A 22,440-nucleotide genomic window follows, 5' to 3' on the forward strand; every position below is an offset into this window, starting at 1 on the left:
TAGTGCTTCTACGACCAGCTACACCCGGGACGGCGCACCGACCGCCCCGCAGTGAAGAACGAGCGTGCGTGCCCAGCGGCACGAACGACCCGCCGGAAAAGACGACAAAGCCATTGAGTGGCATTGTCGCGGTCGTTCCCCCGTCACGACAGCCTGATCCGCGACGGCCCGCTGTGGACTGCGCCACGTTGCGCGTCCTCCGGTTCTGCCCTACCACGTCCAGCCCGGAACGGGCCGGTTTTTACGGACATTGACCGACGAAGTGCCGGGTGTCCGAACGCGGTACAACAATCCGCCAGCCTACCCCGCGCTGTATGACAACCCGATCACGGGGCGCGGTCACGAAGTCCCACCCGTCGCCCGGCCGCCGCCCCCTCAACGAGACGCTTCGCGCCGCACGATTTCCCCGGTGAGTAGGAACGCGACGCTCCGCTCCGTCTCCGTCCAGGCCCGGGTGTCGAGTCCGACGGACTGCAGCAGAGCGCACTCGACCCGGTAGCCGTGCTCCGTCAGGTCCCTGCCGACCAGTTCGGCCGCGTCACGGGTCGCGGCGTGCGCGACGATGCGCTGCGGCCGCCGGTCGGCGACCGCGGAGACCACGGCCGCGCCCCCGCCGCCGACCCGGACGACGTCGGGTTCGGGGAGGTCCTCCAGGACGTGCGGGGCGGTGCCGTGCACGATCTGGAGCTGGGCGCCGAAGTGACGCGCGGTGGCCTCGGTGCGGGCGCAGGCGTCCTGGGCGCGGTCGACCGCGATGACGGCGGCGCCCGCGCGGGCGGCCTCGGTGGCGAAGGCGCCGCTGCCGCAGCCGATGTCCCACACCAGGTCGCCGAGGCGCGGTCCGAGCCGGGCCAGTTGGGCCGTGCGCAGCAGGTCGGTCTCGCCCTCGCCGAGGCCGGCGCCGTACGCCTCGGCGGGCAGGGCCCAGCCGCGCGGCCCGGCGGCGGGGTCGCGGCCGGCGATCCAGCCGGCGCCGTCGGTCGCGGTGCCGGGGCCGACGCTCCCGCCGACGACGATGACGACGTTCGGGTCGCGCCAGGTGTGGTCGGCGGCCTTGTCGGAGGTGACGACGGTGACCCGTTCGCGGGTGGTGCCGAGCTCTTCGCAGATGACGAAGGTGCGGTGGACGCCCTCCATCAGCAGGCCGAGTTCGGCGGGTCCGGCGCCCGGGGAGGTGAGGACCGCGACCTTGGTGTGGGCCCGGCATACGTTCACCGCGCGTCGCAGGGTGCGGGGGTGGGCGACGACCACATGGGCGTCGTCCCAGGGCATACCGGCGCGCGCGAAGGCGGTGGCCACGGAGGAGACCGCCGGGACGACTTCCACCTCCAGGCCGAACTCGGGATCGCGCAGGGTGCGGACGACGCCGAAGAAGCCGGGGTCGCCGTCGGCGAGCACGACCGCCGTGCCGCGGTGGGCGGCGACGCGGCGGGCGGCGAGGGCGACACTGCCGAGACGGATGCGCTCGGCCGCGGGCGGTACCTCGGGAAGTGCCAGGTGGTGGGCGGCGCCGGCCACCAGTGTGGCGGCGCCGAGTGCGGAGCGTGCCGCGGCGGTCAGCGGCGAACCGTCCCAGCCGATCACCGTGACCCGGTCGGCCATCGTCGTCAGTCTCCAGGGTGTTCGCGGGTCGTGGTCGCGGGACCGTTCGGGGGCGCGCCCCGTGAGGGTACCTGGTGCGGCCCGGCGGCGGGGTGGCGGCGCGGTCGGGCCCCGGTGTATCAGTTCCAGTCGGTGAAGGTGGTGAAACCGTTTTCGTCGGTCAGTGGCCCGGCCGCGCCCTCGAGGTCCTCCGGCAGCAGGCTCCACACGATGAAGTCGGTGCGTACGTCCGTCCAGACACCGTCGTCGGTACGGACGCGGGCTATGCAGGCGTTGCGCAGGACGCCCTCGCTGATGCAGCCGATCCGCTGGGCGACCTGCTGGGAGGCGGTGTTGTCGGCGGCGGTGCGCAGCTCGATGCGTTCGAACTTCTGGTCGGCGAAGAGCCATTGCGCGGTGGCCAGCGCCGCCTCGGAGGCGTACCCCTCGCCCCGGGCCCAGGGGGCGACGATGTAGGACAGCTCGGTGGCCCGTACGTGCCAGTCGGTTCTGGTCAGCTGAATGATGCCGACCAGCCGCTGGGTGAGGAACTCGGTGACGGCGAGGTCGAGTCCGCGGCCGGCCGTGCGCTGGGCGGGCGCGTACTCGCCGATCCAGGTGTGTGCGCCCTGCTCGGTGAAGGGCTGCGGGACGTGGGTCCAGGCGGCGACCTGCTCGTCGTTCATCATGGCGGCCAGGGCGGGGACGTCGTCCTCTTCGAGGGGGCGCAGCACCAACCGCTCCGTGCTGATGGAGATGTTGGGGAAGGTGCTCGTCATGCGCCGCTCCGTAACCTGTGTAACCGTCAGGGCCTGCTCGAACTGCCCAGCATGCAGCATGCGGGCATGCGACCACACCACTGGGTCCGCCCCGGTTCGGAGCGGACCCGGTGGGGACGTGGGGCTCGAATCAGAAGGTGGGGAGCACGGACCCGGCGTAGTTGTCCTTGATGAACTTCTCGACCTCGGGCGAGGTGAGGAGCCTCGCGAGCTTCTTCACGCGCGGGTCGTCCTCCTGGCCCTCCTTGACGACGAGGAGGTTGACGTTCGGGTTGTCCTCGGCGGACTCCAGGACGAGGGCGTCTTTCGCCGGCTTGAGGTCGGCCTCCAGGGCGTAGTTGCCGTTGATCACCGCCGCGTCGACGTCGCCCAGGGAACGCGCGGTCTGGGCCGCCTCCAGTTCCTTGAACTCGAGGTCCTTCGGGTTCTTGGTGATGTCGGCGGGGGTGGCCGAGTTGCCGGCACCCTCCTTGAGGGTGATCAGGCCCTCCGAGGCGAGCAGCTGCAGGGCGCGGGCCTCGGTGACGGTGTCGTTGGGGAGGGCTATGGTCGCGCCGTTCTTCAGGTCGCCGGCGTTCTCGGCCTTCTTCGAGTAGAGGCCGAGGGGCTCCAGGTGCACCGAGACGACGGACTTCAGGTGGGTGCCGTTCTTCTTGTTGAAGTCCGCGAGGTAGGGCTCGGTCTGGAAGTAGTTCGCGCCCACCGAGCCGTCCTCCGTCGCCGTGTTCGGCGTGACGTAGTCGGTGAACTCCTTGACCTGCAGGTCGAGGCCCTCCTTCTCCGCCAGGTTGTCCTTGACGTAGGTGAGGATCTCGGCGTGCGGGACGGGCGTCGCGGCGACGACCAGCGGGCCGGAGGTGTCGGAGGCGGAGTCCTTGTCCGAGCCGCAGGCGGTCAGGCCGAGGGTGAGGGCTCCGGCGGCGAGGACCGCGGTGGTGATCTTGGCGGTGTTACGCACGAAAAGTGCCTTTCCTGAGGTGGTGCGACCCCGTCCTGGGTGGAGACGGGGAGTCTGGGGGGTGCGGGTTACGCGACCTTGCTCACGTCGGCGGCCGCGGGCTCCTTGGCCTTGAGCAGCCGGAGCCGGGGGGCCGTGCCCCCGCGGCCGCCGCGGCGGTGCAGGGTGCGGGCCGCGTAGTCACCGGCGAACTGGATGGCGGAGATGACGACGGCGAGGATCGCGACGGTGATCCACATCATTCCGGTCTCGAAGCGCTGGTAACCGATGCGGACGGCGAGGTCGCCGAGGCCGCCGCCGCCGACGGTGCCGGCCATGGCGGAGTAGCCGATGAGCGCGATGATCGTGGTCGTGGTGCTGGCGATCAGCGACGGGAGCGCCTCGGGGACCAGGACCTTGCGGACGATGGTCCAGGTGTTGCCGCCCATGGACTGGACGGCCTCGACGAGCCCTCCGTCGACCTCGCGGACGGCTGTCTCGACGAGCCTCGCGAAGAAGGGGATGCCGCCGATGGCGAGTGGAACGATGGCGGCCTCGCTGCCGATGGTCGTCCCGGTGACCCAGCGGGTGAAGCTCATCAGCGCGACCATGAGGATGATGAACGGCATGGACCGGCCGATGTTCACGATCTGCCCGATGACCTTGTTGACCACGACGTTCTGCAGCAGGCCGCCCCGGTCCGTGAGGACGAGGAGCACGCCGAGCGGGAGCCCGGCCACCACGGCGATCAGGGTGGACCAGCCGACCATGATCAGGGTCTCCCAGGACGCCTGCTCCAGCAGTGGCTGCATCTCGGACCAGGTCACTTGGCACCTTCCTTCACCAGTAGCGACGGCTCGTCGCTGATCACGTCGATCTGGAGACCCTGCTCGCGCAGGAAGCCGACGGGCACGACGTTGTCCTCGTAGCGGCCGGGCAGCTCGATGCGCATCCGGCCGACCTGGAGGCCGCCGACGGTGTCGATGGCGGCACCGAGGATCGATATGTCGATGTTGTAGGTGCGGGACAGCTGGGAGATGACGGGCTGGGTGGCGGCGTCGCCGTGGAAGGTGACGTCGAGGACGGTGCGGTCGTCCCCGGACGCGTCGCCGCCGACCGGGAAGAGGGCGGCGGCGAGCTCGGAGCCCGGGGTGGCGAGCAGCTCGCCGACCGTGCCGGACTCGACGATGCGGCCCCGGTCCATGAGGGCGGCCGAGTCGCAGACGTTCTTGACGACGTCCATCTCGTGGGTGATGAGCAGGACGGTCAGCCCGAGCTGCCGGTTCAGGTCGCGGAGCAGCTGGAGGATGGAGCGGGTGGTCTCCGGGTCGAGGGCGCTGGTGGCCTCGTCGGAGAGCAGGACCTTGGGGTCGCCGGCCAGGGCGCGGGCGATGCCGACGCGCTGCTTCTGGCCGCCGGAGAGCTGGGCGGGGTAGGCCCCCGCCTTGTCGGCGAGACCGACGAGGTCGAGCAGTTCCAACGCCTTGCGGGAACGTTCCTTCCCGGACTTGCCGAGGATTTCCAGCGGCAGTTCGACGTTGTCCCGCACGGTCCGGGTGGAGAGCAGGTTGAAGTGCTGGAAGACCATGCCGATACGGCTGCGCGCCTGCCGCAGCTCCTTGCCGGCCCGGGGGCCCCGGCCGGCCAGCGCGGTGAGGTCCTGGCCGGCGACGGTGACCGTGCCGGCGGTGGGGCGCTCCAGGAGGTTGACGCAGCGGATGAGCGAGGACTTGCCGGCGCCGGACTGGCCGATGACGCCGTACACCTCGCCCTCGCGGACATGCAGGTCGACGCCGTCCAGGGCGGTGACCTCGCGGCCGCGTGAGCGGTAGACCTTGGTAAGGCCCGATGTGGTGATCACGTGGGTTTCCGTCACTGTCGAGTGCGCGGCGCGGTGCTGTGCGCCGGGCACGGGGCGTTGTTCTTCGGAGGCTTGGGGTCCTTCGGAACGCGGCACGGTTCTCGCGGTGGCGATGCGCGGTGGCGGTGAAACCTGGGAGAAACGTGTGCGCGGGGCATGACTCAGCCGCGTGCGCGGGGCGCGGTGGCGGACATGAGCGGGCGCTCGCTTCGGGGCGCGAGGCTCAGGTGGTGCGGGGGCCCTCTAGAAGGCGCACATTCGACACATACAACGAGCACCGGGCGTCATCGTCGCCTCGGTCGCAGGGGTGCGGTCGCTCGTCGTGCTCATGCGATCAGTAAAGCAGACGTGTACTCCTGATCGGACACCGCCGTCCGGATGCTGGACACCCATGGACGGTGGCCGGTCGGCGGACGGCCCCGGAGGCGTGGCTCAGCCCCGGACGGAGATCTCGACTCCGGCGTCGGTGACCAGTGCCGACAGGGCCGACAGGTCGGTGACCACGAGGTCGGCGTCGAGTTCGTCGGCCCGGTGGGTTGTGGCCAACGCCACGGTGGTCATGCCGGCGGCGCGGCCGGCCTGGAGTCCGGCGGGGGCGTCCTCGAAGACGACGCAGGCGGCCGGGTCGACGCCGAGGGCGCGGGCGCCGAGAAGGTAGGGCTCGGGGTCGGGCTTGCCGCGGGTGATGTCGTCGGCGGCGACGAGTGCCTTCGGCAGGATGCCGACGGCGCCGAGCCGGGCCTCGGCGAGCCGGCGGGTCGCCGAGGTGACCACCGCCCAGCGGTCGGCGGGCAGCGCGTCGAGGAACTCCCAGGTGCCGGGCAGCAGGCGCACGCCCCCGCCCGGTACGTCCTCGACCTCCAGCTGCTCGATCCGCGCCACGGCCTTGGGCACCACGTCCGCGGGCAGCAGGTCGGCGGCTATCTCCGCGGCCGGCCGCCCGTGCAGCTCGACCCGCGCGAACTCCTGAGCCGTGATCCCGTACTCACCGGCCCACCGCGTCCAGCAGCGGCGCACGGACTCGAGGGAGGAGACAAGGGTTCCGTCGTTGTCGAACAGGAGGGCTTGTGCGTGGATCTTCATGCCTTCGACCCTACGGCGCGAGAGGTCCTCGCCGGACGGGACCAACGTCTCGTTCCTCGCGGCAGGAGACCCGAAGCGCGGGACCCCTCCGTTGCGGCCCCACCCGGGCGGACGGTACGGAGCGGCGGCGAGCGGGGCCGGGACGGGCGGGGCCGGGGGCGGCGGGGCTTTTGGGGCGTAATAGGGTCGCTGCCATGCTTGACGTCCTGACGCTGGTGACCGGCGTCGCCGCGCTGCTGCTCGCCGCCTGGTGCGGCTGGGCGGCCTACCGTGACCAACCGACGAAGGACTGGCACTTCATCGGCATGGCCGTGGTCTCGGTGCTGGCGCTGATCCAGCTGGTGGTCGGAATCGTGCGGCTGGCCGGTGGCGACGAGCCGGGGCAGGGCACGACGATCTTCGTGTCGTATCTGCTGGGCGCCTTCGCCTGCGTCCCGGCGGCGGGGTTCATGTCGCTGGCCGAGCGCACCCGCTGGGGTTCGGTGACGGTCGCCGCCGGCGGTGTCGTCCTCGCCGTCCTCGAGGTGCGGCTGTACGACATCTGGGGAGGCTGAGATGGTGGCCACGGAGGAGAAGCCGGCCCGGCAGCGGCTGATCGGCGGGCCGGGCGTCCTGCTGGTGTGGCTGTACGGGGTGATGGTCGTCGGCGCCGTGTCCCGGTCCGCGTACCAGATCGCGACCGAGTTCGACCGGGCGCCGCTCCCCTACACACTGTCGGCCGTCGCGGGCGTCGTCTACGGCTTCATCACGTACACCCTGGTGCGCGGCGGCGAGACGGCCCGCAGGGCGGCGCTGGTGTGCTGCGCCGCCGAACTCGTGGGCGTCCTGACGGTCGGCACCTGGACCCTGCTGGAACCGTCCGCCTTCCCCGACACGACCGTGTGGTCGGACTTCGGGATGGGGTATCTCTTCATTCCCGTGCTGCTGCCGCTGTCGGCCCTGTACTGGCTGCGCCGGGCCCGCGCCGCGTAGCGGCGGCCGGGCCCGGATGCCGCCGGCGTCTCAGGCCGTGGTCGCGTACGTCCCGGCCGGCTTCTCCAGGACGATCATGGCCACGCCGTCCGCGCCCCGCGCGGTGCCCACCCTCTCGTAGCCGACCCGCCGGTAGAGCCGCAGGTTGCTCTCGCTGCGGTGCCCGGTGTGCAGACGGAAGCGCTTGGCGCCGCGCTCCTCGGCGAGGGCGGACTCGGCGGCCCGCAGCAGACGGGCGCCGATCCCGTGCCCCTGGAGCCGGGGGTGCACGCACAGCTTGCCGATGGACGCGGCCCCGTCCTCGCTCGCCCGGCCGCGCACCGAGCCGACGACCTCGTCACCGAGCCGCGCCACGAACACGCAGTCGTCGGCGACCTCCTCGCGCACGGAGTCGAGGGTCTGGACGAGCGGGTCGATGCGGTAGTTGCCGTACAGCGCCGCCTCGCTCTGGAAACAGAGGTACTGCAGCCGGAAGATCTGCTCGGCGTCCTGCTCGGACGCCGCCGAGATGGTCACGCTCATGCCCATGTGCGCATGCCTCCCGCTCACCTGATCACCTGTGGTCCCCCACTCCTATCCCCGTCCTCAGCGGGCCGCAACCTCCGGCGTCAGCAATCGGCGCAGACATCCCAGACATCGGGAACGTTCCGGCCCAAGACTGCCTTGTGAGATACCCAACTCCCCCGCGATCTCCCGGTATGTGAGGTCCTTCGGCGACAGCAGGGCCTCGATCAGCCGGGGGCAGCGGCCGGGCAGCCGGCGCACGGCGTCGCGCAGGGCGCGGTGGCGGGCCGCGGTGAGCGCGAGCTGCTCGGGCTCGTGCTCGGCGGCGCCGGCGGGTTCGGTCTCGTACGGCCGCTCGTCGCGGTTCGTACGGCGGGTGCGGCGGGCCTCGATGCGGACGGCGCTGCGCAGCCAGCGGCGGAGGTCGCGGGGCGGGCCGTCGGCCTCCAGGCGTTCCAGAAGGCGTAGCCAGACCGCCTGTTCGAGGTCGCCGGGTTCGGCTCCGGACGCATATGCCTCGGCGGAGACCTCGGCGGTGAGCAGGGGGCGCAGGGAGGTGACCAGGTCGTGCGTCATATGCAGGTCGACGCGGCCGCCCGGGACGCGGTTGCCCGGGCGGCCGGAGATCACCCCAACTGGGGACTCTCGCTCACTTGTTGACGAAGTCCTCGCGGGCCAGCACGCCCGTGTCCGGGTGGTCGGTGAAGATCCCGTCGATGCCGGTGGCGAAGTACGTCCGGAACGCGCCGAAGACGTAGCCGTAGGCGTCCGGGTCGCTGCCCTTGCGGAAGTCGACGGGGAGGAAGGGGTTCTCGTTGCGCATGGTGTACGGGTGCAGGATCAGGCCCGCGCGGTGTGCGTCGCGCACCAGCGTGGTCGGCTCGGTGAGCCGGCCGGACGAGTCCTTCGGGATGATCAGGTCCAGGGTCGGGCCGATGCCCTGCGCGTAGGAGGCGATCTCCTTGAGGCCCTTCGGCGTGACGAGGTCGGCCGTGGTGCGCGGGTCGCCGGTCTCGACGAAGTCCCAGGGGCGGCTGTTCGCGCCGGACAGCAGGACGGCGAGGGGGTTGCCGACGAGCCGGTTCATCCGCTGGATGCTGGTGGGTTCGAAGGACTGGATGATGACGGGCGAGTTCTTCCGGTCCTTGCCGTACTTGCGCAGCAGCCGCGCCAGGCGCTCCTCCGTACCGAGGCCCAGCCCCCGGAAGTAGGTGGGGTGCTTGAGTTCGGGGTAGATCCAGACCTGCTTGCCGCGCCTGCGTGTCTGCTCGTTCTGCCAGCGCAGCACCTCCTCGAAGGTGGGGATCTCCCAGCGGCCGTCGTAGAGGGTGTTGTGCGGGCGGTTGGCCGGGATGCGCTCGGTGGCGCGGAGGGTCTTGAGCTCGGCGAGCGTGAAGTCCTCGGTGAACCAGCCGGTGACCGAGACGCCGTCGAGCCGCTTGGTGCGCTCGCGGTCGGCGAACTCGGGGTGGTCCGCGACGTCCGTGGTGCCGCCGATCTCGGGCTCGTGCCGGCAGACGAGGTGACCGTCCTTGGTGGGGACCAGGTCACCCGCCTCGACGATGTCGGCGCCCATGTCGAGGGCCAGCTCGTAGGCGCCGAAGGTGTGCTCGGGGCGGTGGCCGCTGGCGCCGCGGTGTCCGATGACCGTCGGGACGGGCAGGCTCTTCACGCCGCCGCCGTGCCCGCCGCGTCCGCCGCCGTGCCGGGTGTCGGCGGCTCTCGCCGTACCGGACAGGCCGATTACGGCTCCGCCCGCGCCGAGCACCGCCGCTCCGAGAAGTGCCCGCCGTCCGGTGCCGCCCGCCTGCTCGTCCGACTCCTGCGTTCCCATCAGGGCCCTCCTGCCGTTGACCGTCAGTGCGGGCCGATCGTAGGGGCGCGTACATGACGAGCGGGAGACCGCGACCGGAACACGCGGGTGCCCGGGGATGTCGTATGGGCGTGGAGGGGCCGGTGGGCGGGGCGGGGCAGGATGTCTGACGCGCCGTCGGCTTCACGGCGGCCGGTTGGGGTACGCGGTCAGTGGCCGCGTTCGTCGTGGCGGTGCCGGACGAGCCCCGTGGCCACGGAGAAGGGGTCGGCGGCACGGCTCCAGCGGCGCGCCTCGCGCAGTCCGCTGGTCGCCCGTGCTTCGATCCGTGCGGTATCCGGACCCCCGGACCAACGACGCCGGTCCCTGCGGACCAGGACGGTGACGGCGGCGGCCATGACCACACAGAGCACGGCGAGCGCGGCGAGGACGAACACGCGGTTCCCACCCCTGCGGACGCGACCTGCCTCACATCCTCTTGTGGGCGTTACGACGCCGCAACACCTTGCACCGCAGGTGAACGCACGTCAACACCGGGTAAGACCCGGATGACCCGACGTGCGTGACCCCCTCGGCCGCGAGTAATGTCCTCACCTGCACAGACTCATACCGCATCCCCGACACCGGAGGACCCGTTGTCCCGCTTCGCGCTCATCAAGGCAGTGCTCGGCCCGATCATGCGCCTGATGTTCCGCCCACGGGTGGAGGGCGTGGAGAACATCCCGGGCGACGGCCCGGTGATCCTGGCCGGCAACCACCTCACCTTCATCGACTCGGTGATCATGCCCCTGACCTGCGACCGGCAGGTCTTCTTCATCGGCAAGGACGAGTACGTCACCGGCAAGGGCCCCAAGGGCCGGCTGATGGCCTGGTTCTTCACCGGCGTCGGCATGATCCCGGTCGACCGCGACGGCGGGCGGGGCGGAGTCGCGGCCCTGATGACCGGCCGCCGCGTACTGGACGAGGGCAAGGTCTTCGGCATCTACCCCGAGGGCACCCGCTCCCCCGACGGCCGTCTCTACCGCGGCCGCACCGGCATCGCCCGGCTCACCCTGATGACCGGCGCCCCCGTCGTCCCGTTCGCCGTGATCGGCACCGACAAGCTCCAGCCGGGCGGCGCCGGCCTGCCCCGGCCGGGCAAGGTCACGGTGCGCTTCGGCGAGGCGATGGAGTTCTCGCGCTACGAGGGCATGGACCGCGACCGCTACGTCCTGCGGGCCGTGACCGACTCCGTGATGACCGAGGTCATGCGGCTGTCCGGCCAGGAGTACGTGGACATGTACGCGAGCAAGGCGAAGGCGGCGTAGGCCGGCGGAACGTACGGACGCGGACGGACACGAAGACGGCGGGTCGCTCGGTGAGCGACCCGCCGTCTTCGTGTGCCGAACGCCGGGGTGCCGATGTGCCGGTGAGCGTGTCGCCCCCCGTACGCGCAGTACCGCTACGGGTGCTCCACCCCGTCCTCCAGGCGCTGGCCCCGCAGCAGGAACCAGGAGGCCACCGCGGCGGCCAGGAGGACGGCCGCGCCGACGCCCGCCGCGAGGGTCAGGCCGTCGACGAAGGCCTGGCGGGCGGCGTCCAGCAGGGCCTCGGCCGGCTGGGCCGGGAGGCCGGAGGCCGCCTCCACCGCGCCGCCCAGCGACTCGTGCGCCGCGGCCGGGGTGCCGTCCGGGCCGGTGAAGCCGCGGTAGACGCCGGTCACGATCGAGCCGAGCACGGCGATGCCGAGGGCGGCGCCGAGTTCGTACGCCGTCTCGGAGACCGCGGAGGCGGCGCCCGCCTGCTCCTTGGGCACGCTGGAGAGGATCACGTCGGCGGTGACGGTGAACGCGAATCCGGCGCCGACACCGACGACCAGCAGGACCCCGCCGAGCAGCGGATAGCCGGTGTTCTGGTCGATGACGGTCAGCGCGGCGAGCGCGAGACCGACGGCGGCGAGTCCGCCGGAGACCACGGCACGCACCGAGAAGCGCCGGGCCGCGCGGCCGGCGATCAGACCGGCCACCACCGCGCCGACTGCGGCGGGCAGTTCGGCCAGGCCCGCCTCGAACGGACGCCTGCCCTGCACGAGTTGCAGGTACTGGGAGAGGAAGAACACCAGCCCCGACAGGCCCAGGATGGTCAGCAGGTCGGCCAGCACCGCGCCGCTGAAACCACGGCTGCGGAACAGCCGCATGTCGAGCAGCGGTGTCGGCATGGTCAGCTGACGGCGGATGAACCCGTAGAGCGCGGCGGCGCCCAGCAGCCCCGCGGCGAGCGTGGCCCACGCGAAGCCGTGCGCGGCGGCCTCCTTGACGGCGTACACGATGCCGACCATGCCGGCCAGGGAGAGGGTGACGCTGAGCAGGTCCCACGGGCCCGGATTCGGGTTGCGCGACTCGGGCAGCAGCTTGACGCCGACGACGACCAGGACGGCCATCACGGGCAGGTTGATCAGGAAGACCGAGCCCCACCAGAAGTGCTCCAGCAGGAATCCGCCGACGACCGGGCCGACCGCCATGCCGGCGGAGGCCGCGGCGCCCCAGATGCCGATGGCGAGGCTGCGTTCGCGCGGGTCGTGGAAGAGGTTGCGGATCAGGGCGAGGGTCGCGGGCATCAGGGTGGCGCCCGCGACGCCGAGCAGGGCCCGGGCGAGGATCATCAGCTCGGGCGTGGACGCGTAGGCGTTGAGCACGGATATGGCGCCGAACGCCGTGGCGCCGATGAGCAGGATCCGCTTGCGGCCGATGCGGTCGCCGAGGCTGCCCATGGAGACGAGCAGACCGGCGATGACGAAGGAGTAGACGTCGCCGATCCAGAGCAGCTGGGTGCCGGTGGGTGCGAGGTCCTCACTGATGTAGGGGGTCGCGAGACCGAGCACGGTCGCGTCGACGGCCACCAGCAGCACGGCCAGCACGAGGACGGACAGCGCGAGCCAGCGGCCGGGACGCTTCACCGCCTCGGTCGGACGGTCCGGCTGCAGGGTGCGGGTCATGGTTTCTCTCTTCGGACAGCGCCGCCGAGCAGCAGCTCGACGACCATGTGGGACATGTCGTTGCGGGCCACGCGGCCCTCGGTCACCGCCCAGGCGCCGGAGGCCAGCAGGCCGTAGAGCGCCTCGGTGAGCCAGGCCGGGGTGAGGTCGATGCGGAACTCGCCGCTCTCCTGGCCACGGCGGAAGACCGCGGCCAGCCGGGCGTCGATGCGGGCCCAGCCCTCGTTCTGCTCCTCGCCCTCGAACAGCTGGTTCTCGGTGTAGAGGAAGGCGAGCAGACCGGCGGCGGACTCGATCTCGCGCACGAGCCGGCGCACCGCGTCGGTCGCCGGCCCGTCGTCCAGACGGGCCGCGTCGAGGGCGGCCTCGCACTCGGCGATACCGAGCGACTCCAGCGCCCGGACGAGGGCGTCACGTCCGGCGAAGTGCCGGTGCAGCGTGGCCCGGCTCAGCCCGGCAGCCCTGGCGACCTCGTCCATGGTCGCGGTGGCCCTGCGGGTCAGCAGGGCCGCGGCGCTGCGCAGCACCTGGTCTCGATCAACAGCCATGAGACAACGATAACCCACGTGAGATATCTTCGTCTCACCCGGGATGTGCGTGACTCACCTCTCATCTCTCGGGGTCAGTCACGGTGGGTGGGCGGGGGCCGCCTGCTCGGCAGCGCCCTTCGGTGAAGGCTCAGTGCCAGGGCAGCTGCCCGCGCCGCTCCCAGTAGGCGCGCGGTTCCTCGACGAGTGCGCCGAGGCGGGCCACCTGGTCGTCGTCGAGGTCGACGACCGCGGCGTGCAGGTTCGAGCCGAGCTGGTTCACGGTCGCGGCGCCGGAGAGGACGACACCGGCCCAGGGCTGCCGCAGGACCATCGCGAGAGCGACCGCGTCGCAGCCCAGGGCCGTCTCCTCCGCGACGGCCTTGAGGGCGCCGGGCGCGTGGGGTTCCGCGAGGCGGCCGTTGGCCATGCCCTCCTTGACGATCACGGTGAGTCCGGCCTCGTGCGCCTCGGCCAGCGCGGGCCCGGCGGAGATGTCCAGCACGTTGTACGTCGACTGCACGGTGCGGAAAAGGGGCTCGCCGTCGACGGTCACCGCGAGCGCGGCACGGATGGCGTCGGCCTGGGCGGGGCCGCTGGTGGAGAAGCCGACGGTGACACCCCGCGCGACGGCCTCGGCCAGCTTCGCGTGCAGTTCCTTGTCGGTGAGCGCCGGGCTGTCGGGGGTCAGGGAGTGGATCTGGTAGAGGTCGAGCCGGTCGCCGAGCAGGGCGTCGGTCTCCTCACGCTGGCGCTCGTACGTCGCGGCGCCGTGGTCCTTGACCTCGTGCCGCTCGGCGTCGGCCGACCAGTCGGCCGTGTAGGTGTAGCCCCACTTGCTGCCGACGACCACGTCGTCGGCGTCGGGGCGCTCCCGGAGCCAGTCGGCCAGGAACTCCTCCGAGCGCCCGTAGGAGCGGGCCGCGTCGAAGTACCGGACACCCTGCGCGTAGGCGGCGTCGAGGAGGTCGTGGGTGCGCTCGCGCATCGCCTCGACGCCGCGGTCGGCCGGCAGGTCCCGGTCACGGCCGAGGTTGATGTAGCCGGGGCGGCCGACGGCGGCGAGTCCCAGGCCGATGTGGCAGGTGGGGGTGGTCGCCGCGGCCAGGCGGGCGAAGGGCATCGCGGGCTCCGTTCGGTCGGGTGCTGAAGCCGGGGCCCGTCCGGCGGACAGGCCCCGGCGACCAACGTAACCGCGATGCCCCGCCGGCACACCGGCTGCCGGGGGTGTCGTTCGGATCGGGCCGGCTGCGGGAAACGGCACCTCGCGGTCGGAGCCGAGCGGGGTCCGGTGCGTGCGGCCGTGAGGCGGAGAAGGGCGGACAGGACGGAGCGATCCGAACGGCACCCCCTGGCTCCTGCCTGGTTCCCGCCTGGTTCCTGCCTGGTTCCCGCCTAGTTCCTGGCGCCCGCCCACGCGTGCTGGCCGGCCACGTCCGCCTTCACCTCGGCGAGCTGGACGGCGACCGCGCTGGGCGCCGTACCGCCCCGGCCATCACGGGAGGCGAGGGCGCCGGGGACGTTGAGGACGGAGCGGACCTCGGGGGTGAGGTGGGCGGAGATCTTCGCGAACTGCTCGTCGGTGAGCTCGTCCAGCTCCTTGCCCTCGGCCTCGGCGGCCTTCACGCACTCGCCGGCCACCTCGTGGGCGACGCGGAACGGCACGCCCTGCCTGACCAGCCACTCGGCGATGTCGGTGGCGAGCGAGAACCCGGCCGGGGCCAGCTCCTCCATGCGCTCGCGGTGCACGGTGAGGGTGGCCATCATGCCGGTGAAGGCGGGGAGCAGGATCTCCAGCTGGTCGATGGAGTCGAAGACCGGCTCCTTGTCCTCCTGGAGGTCGCGGTTGTACGCGAGCGGGAGCGCCTTGAGGGTGGCCATCAGGCCGGTGAGGTTGCCGATGAGGCGGCCGGACTTGCCGCGGGCCAGCTCGGCGATGTCCGGGTTCTTCTTCTGCGGCATGATCGACGAGCCGGTGGAGAAGGCGTCGTGCAGCGTGACGAAGGAGAACTCCTTCGTGTTCCAGATGATGATCTCCTCGGCGATCCGGGAGACGTTGACGCCGATCATCGCGGTGATGAAGGCGAACTCGGCGACGAAGTCGCGCGAGGCCGTCCCGTCGATGGAGTTGCCGGCGCTGCCGTGCTCGAAGCCGAGGTCGCGGGCGACCGCCTCCGGGTCCAGGCCGAGGCTGCTGCCCGCGAGCGCTCCGGAACCGTACGGCGACACGGCCGTGCGCTCGTCCCACTGGCGCAGCCGCTCCGCGTCCCGGGACAGCGCCTGGACGTGGGCGAGGACGTGGTGGGCGAAGAGCACCGGCTGGGCGTGCTGGAGGTGGGTGCGGCCGGGCATCGCCACGTCCGGGTGGGCCTCGGCGAGGCCGATCAGCGCGTCCTGGAGGTCGGCGATCAGACCGCCGACGGTCCGGGCGTGGTCGCGCAGGTACATGCGGAAGAGGGTCGCCACCTGGTCGTTGCGGGAGCGCCCGGCGCGCAGTTTGCCGCCGAGGTCGGGACCGAGCCGTTCCAGCAGTCCGCGCTCCAGGGCGGTGTGGACGTCCTCGTCGGCGATGGTGCCGACGAAGGAGCCGTCGGCGACGTCCGCTTCGAGCCGGTCGAGGCCGGCGGTCATCCGGGTCAGCTCGTCCTCGGTGAGCAGCCCCGCCGCGTGCAGCACGCGCGCGTGGGCGCGCGAGCCGGCGATGTCGTAGGGCGCGAGGCGCCAGTCGAAGTGGACGGACGCGGACAGCTTCGCCAGGGCCTCGGCGGGGCCGTCGGCGAAACGGCCGCCCCAGAGCCGGACGTCACCGCTGTTGCTGCTCACTTGGGTCGCTCCTCAGGGCCGTTGATGTGCCACCGCCTCCGCACGGTACATCCGGCGGCATGCATGAGTATGCAGGCCAATGCATGATTCGTCAATCTGGCGGGCCGGTCGAGCCGCGGAGCCGCGTCCGCATGGCGGGACCACCGGCAATTCCTCGGACAGGCGAACGACCAGCGCACATAATCGTTAGTCATGGGAAAGACTTATGAGCGCATAGACGGCAGACTTCGCACGTTCATCGAGGCGCAGCCCCTCTTCTTCACCGCCACCGCCCCCTTGGCCGGTGACGGCACGGTCAACCTGTCCCCCAAGGGCCTCACGGGCAGCTTCGCGGTGCTCGACGAACGCACCGTGGCCTTCCTCGACTTCGCCGGCTCCACCGCCGAGACCATCGCCCACCTGCGGGAAAACGGGCGGATCACCCTCATGTGGTGCGCCTTCCAGGGTCCGCCGAACATCGTCCGGGTGCACGGCCGCGGCGAGCCCGTCTTCCGCGACGACCCCCGCTTCCCGGAGCTCCTCACCCGCTTCCCGGACATCGACACCACCCGGCACGGACTGCGCGCGATCATCGTCGTGACCGCCGAACTCATCCGCGACACCTGCGGCTACGCCGTCCCCTTCATGGCGTACGAATCGGAGCGGGACCTGCACGGCAAGCGGTTCGCGCGCGAGGACGACGCCTCGCTCAACGAGTACTTCACCAAGAAGGACCACGTGGCGACGAGCCTGGACGGCCTTCCCGGGCTGCCGTTGCCGCTGCCCCCGTCTACCGTCTGACCCATGCGCCCCGGTGTCGTCGCCGTCCTCGTCTCCGCGTCCCTCCTCGTGCTCGGCGCCGCGCCCGCCGGCGGGCCCGTCCCCCGGCCGTTGCCGGCCCGGATGGCGGACACCGGCGGCGGCACCCAGCTGATCACCGCGGTCGCGCCGGAGACCGGCTCGACCGAGGGCCGGGTCACCTGGTGGGACCGCGGGGACGACGGCGGGCGATGGGTGGAGGCCGGTTCCGCGCCCGCCCGCTTCGGGGCCGGCGGGCTGGCCGACGGGGCGACGCGCGAACAGGGCACGAACACCACCCCGACCGGGCTGTACGACCTGCCGTACGCCTTCGGCATCCGCGCGGCGCCGCCCGGGACGAAGTACCGGTACCGCCCGGTGCGCCAGGACTCCTGGTGGTGCCAGGACAACGCCTCCCGCTCCTACAACCGCTGGACCGAACCACGCCCCGCCGACTGCCGCGCGACCGAGGCCGAGCACCTGATCACGTACACGGCGCAGTACGCGCACGCCCTGGTCGTCGGCTTCAACTACCACCGTCCGGTGCGCGGACGCGGCGCGGGCATCTTCCTGCACGTCGACGGGCGCGGGGCGACCGCCGGTTGCGTGTCGGTAGCGGCACAGGCCATGCGGCGCATCCTGCGGTGGGCGGACCCGGCGGCCCGGCCGCACCTGGCGATCGGCACCTCGGGCGGGGCGACGGCGATCACCCGCTACTGAGCGCCCGGACGGGAGTGACGAGTACGGTGCCGGGCTGAACGCCCGGGTGGTGCGGCGCGTATCTGTGGGCCAAGGGCCGAGTCCCCACGGAGGAACCGTGACCACCACGCTCGCCGGCGGCCGTGCCGCCCGCCGTCAGACGATGCGGCGCATCCGTCCGCGCCGCTCCCCCGCCGTCCCCCTGCTGCTCGCCGTGTGGGCGGGCGCGGCGGGCGTGTTGTGGCTGTGGTGGCGCAACACGCCCGCCATCTCCGACCGGACCGGCATGCTCCTCAACGCGGGCCGGATCACCGGCCTGCTCGCCGGGTACCTGATGGCCCTGGTGGTGCTCCAGATGGCGCGCGTGCCGGCGCTGGAGCGGCGGGTGGGCTCGGACCGGGTCGCCCGCTGGCACGCCATGACCGGCCGCTACACGCTCTGCCTGGTCCTCGCCCACGTCTTCCTGATCATGTGGGGATACGCCGCCCAGGCCGGCAAGGGCCTCGGCGACATCGTGCGGCAGACGATCAGCTCCGTGAACGAGCTGCCCGACATGGGCAAGGCCGCCGTCGGCACCGGACTGCTGGTCCTCATCGGACTGCTGTCCGCGGGCCCGGTGCGCCGCAGGATCCCGTACGACGCCTGGTACCACGTGCACCTGCTCACCTACGTGGCGGTGTTCCTGACCTTCTGGCACCAGCTGACCACCGGCAACGACTTCGCCGTCGAGCCGGTCGCCAAGACCGTCTGGTACGCCCTGTACGGGACGGTGACCGTGCTCGTCCTCTGGTACCGGGTCCTGACCCCTCTCCGCCTCAACCTGCGGCACCGGATGCGGGTCGAGGCGGTGATCGAGGAGACGCCCGGGATCGTGTCGGTGCTGATCGGCGGGCGCCGGCTGCACCGGATGGGCGCGGAGGCCGGGCAGTTCTTCCGCTGGCGGTTCCTGGCGCCGGGGATGCGGTTCAGCTCGCACCCGTACTCGCTGTCGGCGGCGCCGCGCCCGGACATGCTGCGGATCACCGTGAAGGCGATCGGCGACCACAGCGCCCGGCTGCGTGAGCTGGAGCCCGGCACCCGGGTGTGGGCGGAGGGCCCGTACGGCGCCCTGACCGCGCAGCGCCGCAGCCGCGGCAAGGTGCTGCTGGTGGCGGGCGGGGTGGGGATCACGCCGATGCGGGCGCTGTTCGAGACGCTGCCCGGCGCGTCCGGCGACATCACCCTGCTCTATCGGGCCAACAGCACCCACGACCTGGCGCTGTGGGACGAGCTCGCCGGGATCGCCGACGAGCGCGGGGCCCGGCTGATGTACGCGGTCAACAGTCCGGACGGGGAGCGTCCGGACATCTCCGCCCAGACCCTGAGCCGCAAGATCCCGGACGTCGAGCACCACGACGTCTTCCTGTGCGGACCGCCCGGCTTCGCCCAGTCGGTGTACGAGGCACTGCGCGGCGCGGGAGTCCCCGCCCGCCGTATCCATCACGAGTCGTTCGAGATGTGAGCGACGGACGTCAGGAGTCCAGGACAGATGAGGAAAAGCCACCCCGTTCGGCGTGCCGTGCTCGCCGGCGCCGCGACCGTGTCCGGGATCGTGCTGCTGCTGTCGTTGAAACCGGCGTCCGACCCGGGCTCCGCCTCGGCGGCGGGCGGCGCGGCCCCGCCGGTGGCCGCGCAGTCGCCGCAGGGCGGGCGGGGCGCGGGCGCCGGCACGGTCACCGGTGACGCGGCGAGTACGCGGTACGGCCCGGTACGGGTCCGGCTCACGGTGGACGGCGGGAAGATCACGGCCGCCGAGGCCGTGCAGGCGCCCAAGGGCGGACAGAGCGACCGGATCACGGCCGACGCCGTACCCAAGCTCAACCAGGCCGCCGTCACCGCCGGCAACGCCGACATCGACGCCGTCTCCGGCGCCACCTACACCAGCGCCGGATACCAGGAGTCGTTGCAGTCCGCGCTGGACAAGGTGGCCGCGGGGTCCGCGGGACAGGGCTCCAGCGGCGAGGGCTCGAACGGTGGCGCCCAGAGCACTCGGACGCTCACCGGTGCCGCCGCGCGGACCCAGTACGGGCCCGTGCGGGTCCGTGTCACCGTCAGCGGCGGGAAGATCACCGGCGCCGAAGCTCTCCAGGCGCCCAAGGGGGGACAGAGCGACCAGGTCACCGCCGACGCCGTACCCAAGCTCAACCAGGCCGCCATCGCCGCCGGCAACGCCGACATCGACGCCGTCTCCGGCGCCACCTACACCAGCGCCGGGTACAAGCAGTCGTTGCAGTCCGCGCTGGATCAGGCCGGTGGCTGACGCCGTGGCCGAACCCGCACAGGCTCCCGCCGCGGTGCGTCGTGTGGAGGAGACGATGGGGACCGTCTTCTCCCTCGACGTCCGCGGCGGGGAACCCACGGCCGTCCGGGCGGCGCTGGACGAGGCCGTCGCCGGGCTGCACCGGGTCGACGAGGTGTTCAGCACCTATCGGGAGGACAGCCAGGTCTCGCGGCTGGCGCGCGGCGAACTGACCGTCGACGCGTGCGCGCCCGAGGTCGCCGAGGTGCTGGAGCTGGCGGCGGAGGCGGAGCGGGTGAGCGACGGCTGGTTCAGCACATCGTACGAGGGCCGTCTGGACCCGACCGGGATCGTCAAGGGCTGGGCGGTGGAGCGCGCCGCGCGGCGGATCGCGGCGGCCGGTGCGAGTGGCGTCGGCGTCAACGGCGGCGGGGACGTGCAGTTGCTGGGGACGCCGGGGGCGGGGCGGCCCTGGCGGGTCGGTGTGTCGGACCCGCTGCGTCCGGGCGGACTGGCGGCGGTCGTGTCGGCAGTGGGGGCGGCCGAGCTGGCCGTGGCGACGTCCGGCAGCGCGGAGCGGGGCGCGCATGTCGTCGATCCGCGCACCGGGCGCTCCGCGGTGACCGATCTGGTGGCGGTGACGGTGGTGGCGCCACGGCTGACGTGGGCGGACTGCTGGGCGACGGCGGCGTTCGCGATGGGGTCGCGGGAGGGGTTGCGGTGGCTGGAGTCTCTGGACGGGGTCGAGGGACTGTTGGTGACCGCGGGGGACGAGGTGCGGTGCACGGGGGGTCTGGCGGGGTGGCTGGGGTGAGCGGCGCCGCGGCTGAGGTACCGGGGTGTCACTCACCCGCGTCGGCGGGGTGCCTCCCCCAGAGGGGGTACCCCCAGCGCCCACCCGTGCCGCCCTGGGGGTACCTCCCAGGCCATTCAGGCACTGGGGGGAGGCACGACTGCCCGCAGCTGGGGGGCGGCCGTACTGCAACGCCTTCAGGGGCGCGGGGAACCGCGCGACCAGCCACCGGTCACCCGCACCCGATGGACGGCTCGAGCCGCGCAGCGCTCAGTGGCCGTTCCCGGCCAACCGCAGCAGGTGATCCGCCAGCGCCTGCCCGCCCGTGGGCTCCCTGCTGATCAGCATCAGCGTGTCGTCGCCCGCGATCGTGCCCAGGATGTCGTGCAGCTCCGCCTGGTCGATCGCCGAGGCGAGGAACTGCGCCGCCCCCGGAGGGGTCCGCAGGACCACGAGGTTCGCCGACGCCTCCGCGGAGATCAGCAGTTCCGCGGAGAGCCGCCGCATCCGCTCCTCCTTCGCCGACTCCCCGAGCGGGGCCCGAGGGGTGCGGAAACCGCCCTCGCTGGGCACCGCGTAGATGAGGTCGCCGTCGGTGTTGCGGATCTTCACCGCGTTCAGCTCGTCCAGGTCCCGGGAGAGCGTCGCCTGCGTGACGGTCAGCCCGTCGTCGGCGAGCAGCTTCGCCAGCTGGCTCTGCGAGCGCACCGCCTGCCGGTTGAGGATGTCCACGATCCGGCGGTGGCGTGCGGTGCGGGTCTGCGGAAGGGCGGGCCCGGCCGTCTGCTCGTGCTCCTGCGCATGGCTCATCGTCGCCTCATTCTCCGGATCGTCCGTCCCCGTGGGCCGCGTCGGCGGCCTGGTCAAGGATGCCGGGCAGCGCCCCGAGGAACGCGTCCACCACGTCGTCGCCGAGGTTCAGCGCGGGCATCAGCCGTACGACATCGGGTGCGGGCGCGTTCACCAGGATTCCGGCGTCCTGAGCCGCCTGCTGCACCCGGGCTGCCAGCGGCTCGGTGAGCACGATACCCAGGAGGAGACCCGCGCCCCGGACGTGGCCGACCAGCGGGTGGCCGAGGGCCTCGACGCCGCCGCGGATCCTCTCGCTCTGCCGCTTGACGTTGTCCAGCAGGCCCTCGTCCGCGATGGTGTCGAGGACGGCGAGTCCGGCCGCGCAGGCGACCGGGTTGCCGCCGAAGGTCGTGCCGTGGTGCCCCGGCTGGAGGAGTTCGGCGGCGCGTCCGAAGGCGACCGTCGCGCCCAGCGGCAGGCCTCCGCCGAGGCCCTTGGCGAGGGTGACGACGTCCGGGAGGACGCCCTCGTGGGCCTGGTACTCGAACCAGTGCCCGGTCCGGCCGACCCCGGTCTGCACCTCGTCCAGGACGAGGAGCGCCCCGGTGGAGGCGGTGATGGCCCTGGCCGCCTTCAGATAGCCGGGCGGCGGGACGACGACGCCGTTCTCGCCCTGGATCGGCTCGATGACGACGAGGGCGGTCTCCTCGGTCACCGCCGCCGCCAGCGCCTGCGGGTCGCCGTACGGTACGTGGGTGACGTCGCCGGGCAGCGGCAGGAACGGTTCCCGCTTGCCGGGCTGGCCGGTCAGCGCCAGGGCACCCATCGTGCGGCCGTGGAAGCCGCCGTCGGTGGCGACCATGTGCGGCCGCCCGGTCAGCCGGCCGATCTTGAAGGCGCCCTCGTTGGCCTCGGCGCCGGAGTTGCAGAAGTAGACCTTGCCGTCGCGGCCGAAGTGCTGGAGGAGCCGTTCGGCGAGGGTGACGGGCGGCTCGGCGATGAAGAGGTTGGAGACGTGGCCGAGGGAGGCGATCTGCCGGCTCACCGCCTCGACCACGGCCGGATGGGCGTGGCCGAGCGCGTTGACCGCGATGCCGCCGACGAAGTCGAGGTACTCGTTGCCGTCGGCGTCCCAGAGCCGGGCGCCCTCGCCGCGCACCAGGGGCAGGCGCGGGGTGCCGTAGTTGTTCATGAGCGCCCCCTGCCACCGCTCGGTCAGCTCTTCGTTGCGCACGGCTTCCCCTGTG

At 72.3% G+C, this 22,440-nt stretch carries 24 protein-coding genes; 8 read left to right on the forward strand and 16 right to left on the reverse strand.

What is annotated here, in order from left to right:
* Positions 1-375: 375 nt before the first annotated feature.
* The 6 genes from cbiE to QC283_RS31120 all read right to left on the reverse strand — a co-directional run bounded on the left by cbiE (position 376) and on the right by QC283_RS31120 (position 6,241).
* Positions 376-1,602, reverse strand: a complete 1,227-nt coding sequence (gene cbiE / locus QC283_RS31095; RefSeq protein WP_279565068.1) for a precorrin-6y C5,15-methyltransferase (decarboxylating) subunit CbiE — start codon at positions 1,600-1,602, stop codon at positions 376-378.
* Between the two features lie 119 nt (positions 1,603-1,721).
* Entirely contained in the window at positions 1,722-2,360 is a 639-nt protein-coding gene (locus QC283_RS31100) for a GNAT family N-acetyltransferase (protein WP_279565069.1), read from the reverse strand.
* Positions 2,361-2,490: 130 nt separating this feature from the next.
* The gene (locus QC283_RS31105) at positions 2,491-3,318 is read right to left on the reverse strand and encodes a MetQ/NlpA family ABC transporter substrate-binding protein (protein WP_279565070.1); all 828 of its coding nucleotides are present in this window, start codon (positions 3,316-3,318) and stop codon (positions 2,491-2,493) included.
* Positions 3,319-3,386: 68 nt separating this feature from the next.
* A complete protein-coding gene (locus QC283_RS31110) occupies positions 3,387-4,124 on the reverse strand; it encodes a methionine ABC transporter permease (RefSeq protein WP_279565071.1) in 738 nt (245 codons plus the stop codon).
* Positions 4,121-5,158 carry a methionine ABC transporter ATP-binding protein gene (locus tag QC283_RS31115; RefSeq protein ID WP_279565072.1) on the reverse strand — a complete coding sequence of 346 codons (1,038 nt, stop codon included), beginning with the start codon at positions 5,156-5,158 and terminating at the stop codon, positions 4,121-4,123. The genes QC283_RS31110 and QC283_RS31115 overlap by 4 nt, the downstream gene beginning before the upstream one ends.
* A 432-nt stretch (positions 5,159-5,590) precedes the next feature.
* Positions 5,591-6,241 carry an HAD family hydrolase gene (locus tag QC283_RS31120; protein WP_279565073.1) on the reverse strand — a complete coding sequence of 217 codons (651 nt, stop codon included), beginning with the start codon at positions 6,239-6,241 and terminating at the stop codon, positions 5,591-5,593.
* Positions 6,242-6,435: 194 nt separating this feature from the next.
* Between QC283_RS31120 and QC283_RS31125 the strand changes: the two genes are divergently transcribed.
* Together QC283_RS31125 and QC283_RS31130 are read left to right on the forward strand one after the other, a co-directional pair.
* Complete coding sequence (locus QC283_RS31125; protein WP_279565074.1) at positions 6,436-6,795, forward strand: hypothetical protein; 360 nt, start codon at positions 6,436-6,438, stop codon at positions 6,793-6,795.
* A gap of 1 nt (position 6,796) precedes the next feature.
* Complete coding sequence (locus QC283_RS31130) at positions 6,797-7,213, forward strand: hypothetical protein (RefSeq protein WP_279565075.1); 417 nt, start codon at positions 6,797-6,799, stop codon at positions 7,211-7,213.
* A 30-nt stretch (positions 7,214-7,243) separates the two neighbouring features.
* On the opposite strand, the gene QC283_RS31135 is transcribed toward QC283_RS31130, so the two are convergent.
* From QC283_RS31135 to QC283_RS31150, 4 genes are all read right to left on the reverse strand, one after another.
* Positions 7,244-7,741, reverse strand: a complete 498-nt coding sequence (locus QC283_RS31135) for a GNAT family N-acetyltransferase (protein WP_279565153.1) — start codon at positions 7,739-7,741, stop codon at positions 7,244-7,246.
* A gap of 57 nt (positions 7,742-7,798) precedes the next feature.
* Positions 7,799-8,293, reverse strand: coding sequence for an RNA polymerase sigma factor (locus QC283_RS31140; protein ID WP_279565154.1), 495 nt, complete (start codon positions 8,291-8,293; stop codon positions 7,799-7,801).
* A gap of 73 nt (positions 8,294-8,366) precedes the next feature.
* Positions 8,367-9,551, reverse strand: coding sequence for a glycerophosphodiester phosphodiesterase (locus QC283_RS31145; protein ID WP_279565076.1), 1,185 nt, complete (start codon positions 9,549-9,551; stop codon positions 8,367-8,369).
* A 188-nt stretch (positions 9,552-9,739) separates the two neighbouring features.
* Positions 9,740-9,967, reverse strand: a complete 228-nt coding sequence (locus QC283_RS31150) for a hypothetical protein (protein WP_279565077.1) — start codon at positions 9,965-9,967, stop codon at positions 9,740-9,742.
* Positions 9,968-10,165: 198 nt separating this feature from the next.
* Here QC283_RS31150 and QC283_RS31155 point away from each other — a divergent pair, with 198 nt between their 5' ends.
* Positions 10,166-10,837 carry a lysophospholipid acyltransferase family protein gene (locus QC283_RS31155; protein ID WP_279565078.1) on the forward strand — a complete coding sequence of 224 codons (672 nt, stop codon included), beginning with the start codon at positions 10,166-10,168 and terminating at the stop codon, positions 10,835-10,837.
* A 134-nt stretch (positions 10,838-10,971) separates the two neighbouring features.
* Here the strand turns inward: QC283_RS31155 and QC283_RS31160 are convergent, their stop codons facing one another.
* The 4 genes from QC283_RS31160 to argH all read right to left on the reverse strand — a co-directional run bounded on the left by QC283_RS31160 (position 10,972) and on the right by argH (position 15,854).
* Positions 10,972-12,504 carry an MFS transporter gene (locus QC283_RS31160; RefSeq protein ID WP_279565079.1) on the reverse strand — a complete coding sequence of 511 codons (1,533 nt, stop codon included), beginning with the start codon at positions 12,502-12,504 and terminating at the stop codon, positions 10,972-10,974.
* Positions 12,501-13,052, reverse strand: a complete 552-nt coding sequence (locus tag QC283_RS31165; protein WP_279565080.1) for a TetR/AcrR family transcriptional regulator — start codon at positions 13,050-13,052, stop codon at positions 12,501-12,503. The genes QC283_RS31160 and QC283_RS31165 overlap by 4 nt, the downstream gene beginning before the upstream one ends.
* 130 nt (positions 13,053-13,182) lie before the next feature.
* Positions 13,183-14,154, reverse strand: coding sequence for an aldo/keto reductase (locus tag QC283_RS31170; RefSeq protein WP_279565081.1), 972 nt, complete (start codon positions 14,152-14,154; stop codon positions 13,183-13,185).
* A 272-nt stretch (positions 14,155-14,426) separates the two neighbouring features.
* Positions 14,427-15,854 (reverse strand): argininosuccinate lyase, encoded by a 1,428-nt coding sequence (gene argH / locus QC283_RS31175; protein ID WP_279565082.1) that lies wholly within the window; start codon positions 15,852-15,854, stop codon positions 14,427-14,429.
* Between the two features lie 192 nt (positions 15,855-16,046).
* On the opposite strand from argH, the gene QC283_RS31180 reads away from it, so the two are divergent.
* The 5 genes from QC283_RS31180 (at position 16,047) to QC283_RS31200 (ending at position 20,422) form a co-directional block, all read left to right on the forward strand.
* Positions 16,047-16,634, forward strand: a complete 588-nt coding sequence (locus QC283_RS31180) for a pyridoxamine 5'-phosphate oxidase family protein (protein WP_279565083.1) — start codon at positions 16,047-16,049, stop codon at positions 16,632-16,634.
* A 3-nt stretch (positions 16,635-16,637) separates the two neighbouring features.
* The gene (locus tag QC283_RS31185) at positions 16,638-17,351 is read left to right on the forward strand and encodes a L,D-transpeptidase family protein (protein ID WP_279565084.1); all 714 of its coding nucleotides are present in this window, start codon (positions 16,638-16,640) and stop codon (positions 17,349-17,351) included.
* Positions 17,352-17,448: 97 nt separating this feature from the next.
* Positions 17,449-18,831 carry a ferredoxin reductase family protein gene (locus QC283_RS31190; protein ID WP_279565085.1) on the forward strand — a complete coding sequence of 461 codons (1,383 nt, stop codon included), beginning with the start codon at positions 17,449-17,451 and terminating at the stop codon, positions 18,829-18,831.
* 27 nt (positions 18,832-18,858) lie between these two features.
* Positions 18,859-19,629: an FMN-binding protein gene (locus QC283_RS31195; RefSeq protein WP_279565086.1), complete on the forward strand. Its 771-nt coding sequence runs from the start codon at positions 18,859-18,861 to the stop codon at positions 19,627-19,629.
* 55 nt (positions 19,630-19,684) lie between these two features.
* Entirely contained in the window at positions 19,685-20,422 is a 738-nt protein-coding gene (locus tag QC283_RS31200; protein WP_279565155.1) for an FAD:protein FMN transferase, read from the forward strand.
* A gap of 249 nt (positions 20,423-20,671) precedes the next feature.
* Here QC283_RS31200 and QC283_RS31205 read toward each other — a convergent pair whose 3' ends face one another.
* Together QC283_RS31205 and QC283_RS31210 are read right to left on the reverse strand one after the other, a co-directional pair.
* Positions 20,672-21,211 (reverse strand): arginine repressor, encoded by a 540-nt coding sequence (locus QC283_RS31205; RefSeq protein WP_279565087.1) that lies wholly within the window; start codon positions 21,209-21,211, stop codon positions 20,672-20,674.
* A gap of 7 nt (positions 21,212-21,218) precedes the next feature.
* Positions 21,219-22,427, reverse strand: coding sequence for an acetylornithine transaminase (locus tag QC283_RS31210; protein ID WP_279565156.1), 1,209 nt, complete (start codon positions 22,425-22,427; stop codon positions 21,219-21,221).
* Positions 22,428-22,440 lie beyond the last annotated feature (13 nt).

This window comes from Streptomyces sp. DH41, assembly GCF_029813785.1.
Lineage (GTDB): Bacteria > Actinomycetota > Actinomycetes > Streptomycetales > Streptomycetaceae > Streptomyces.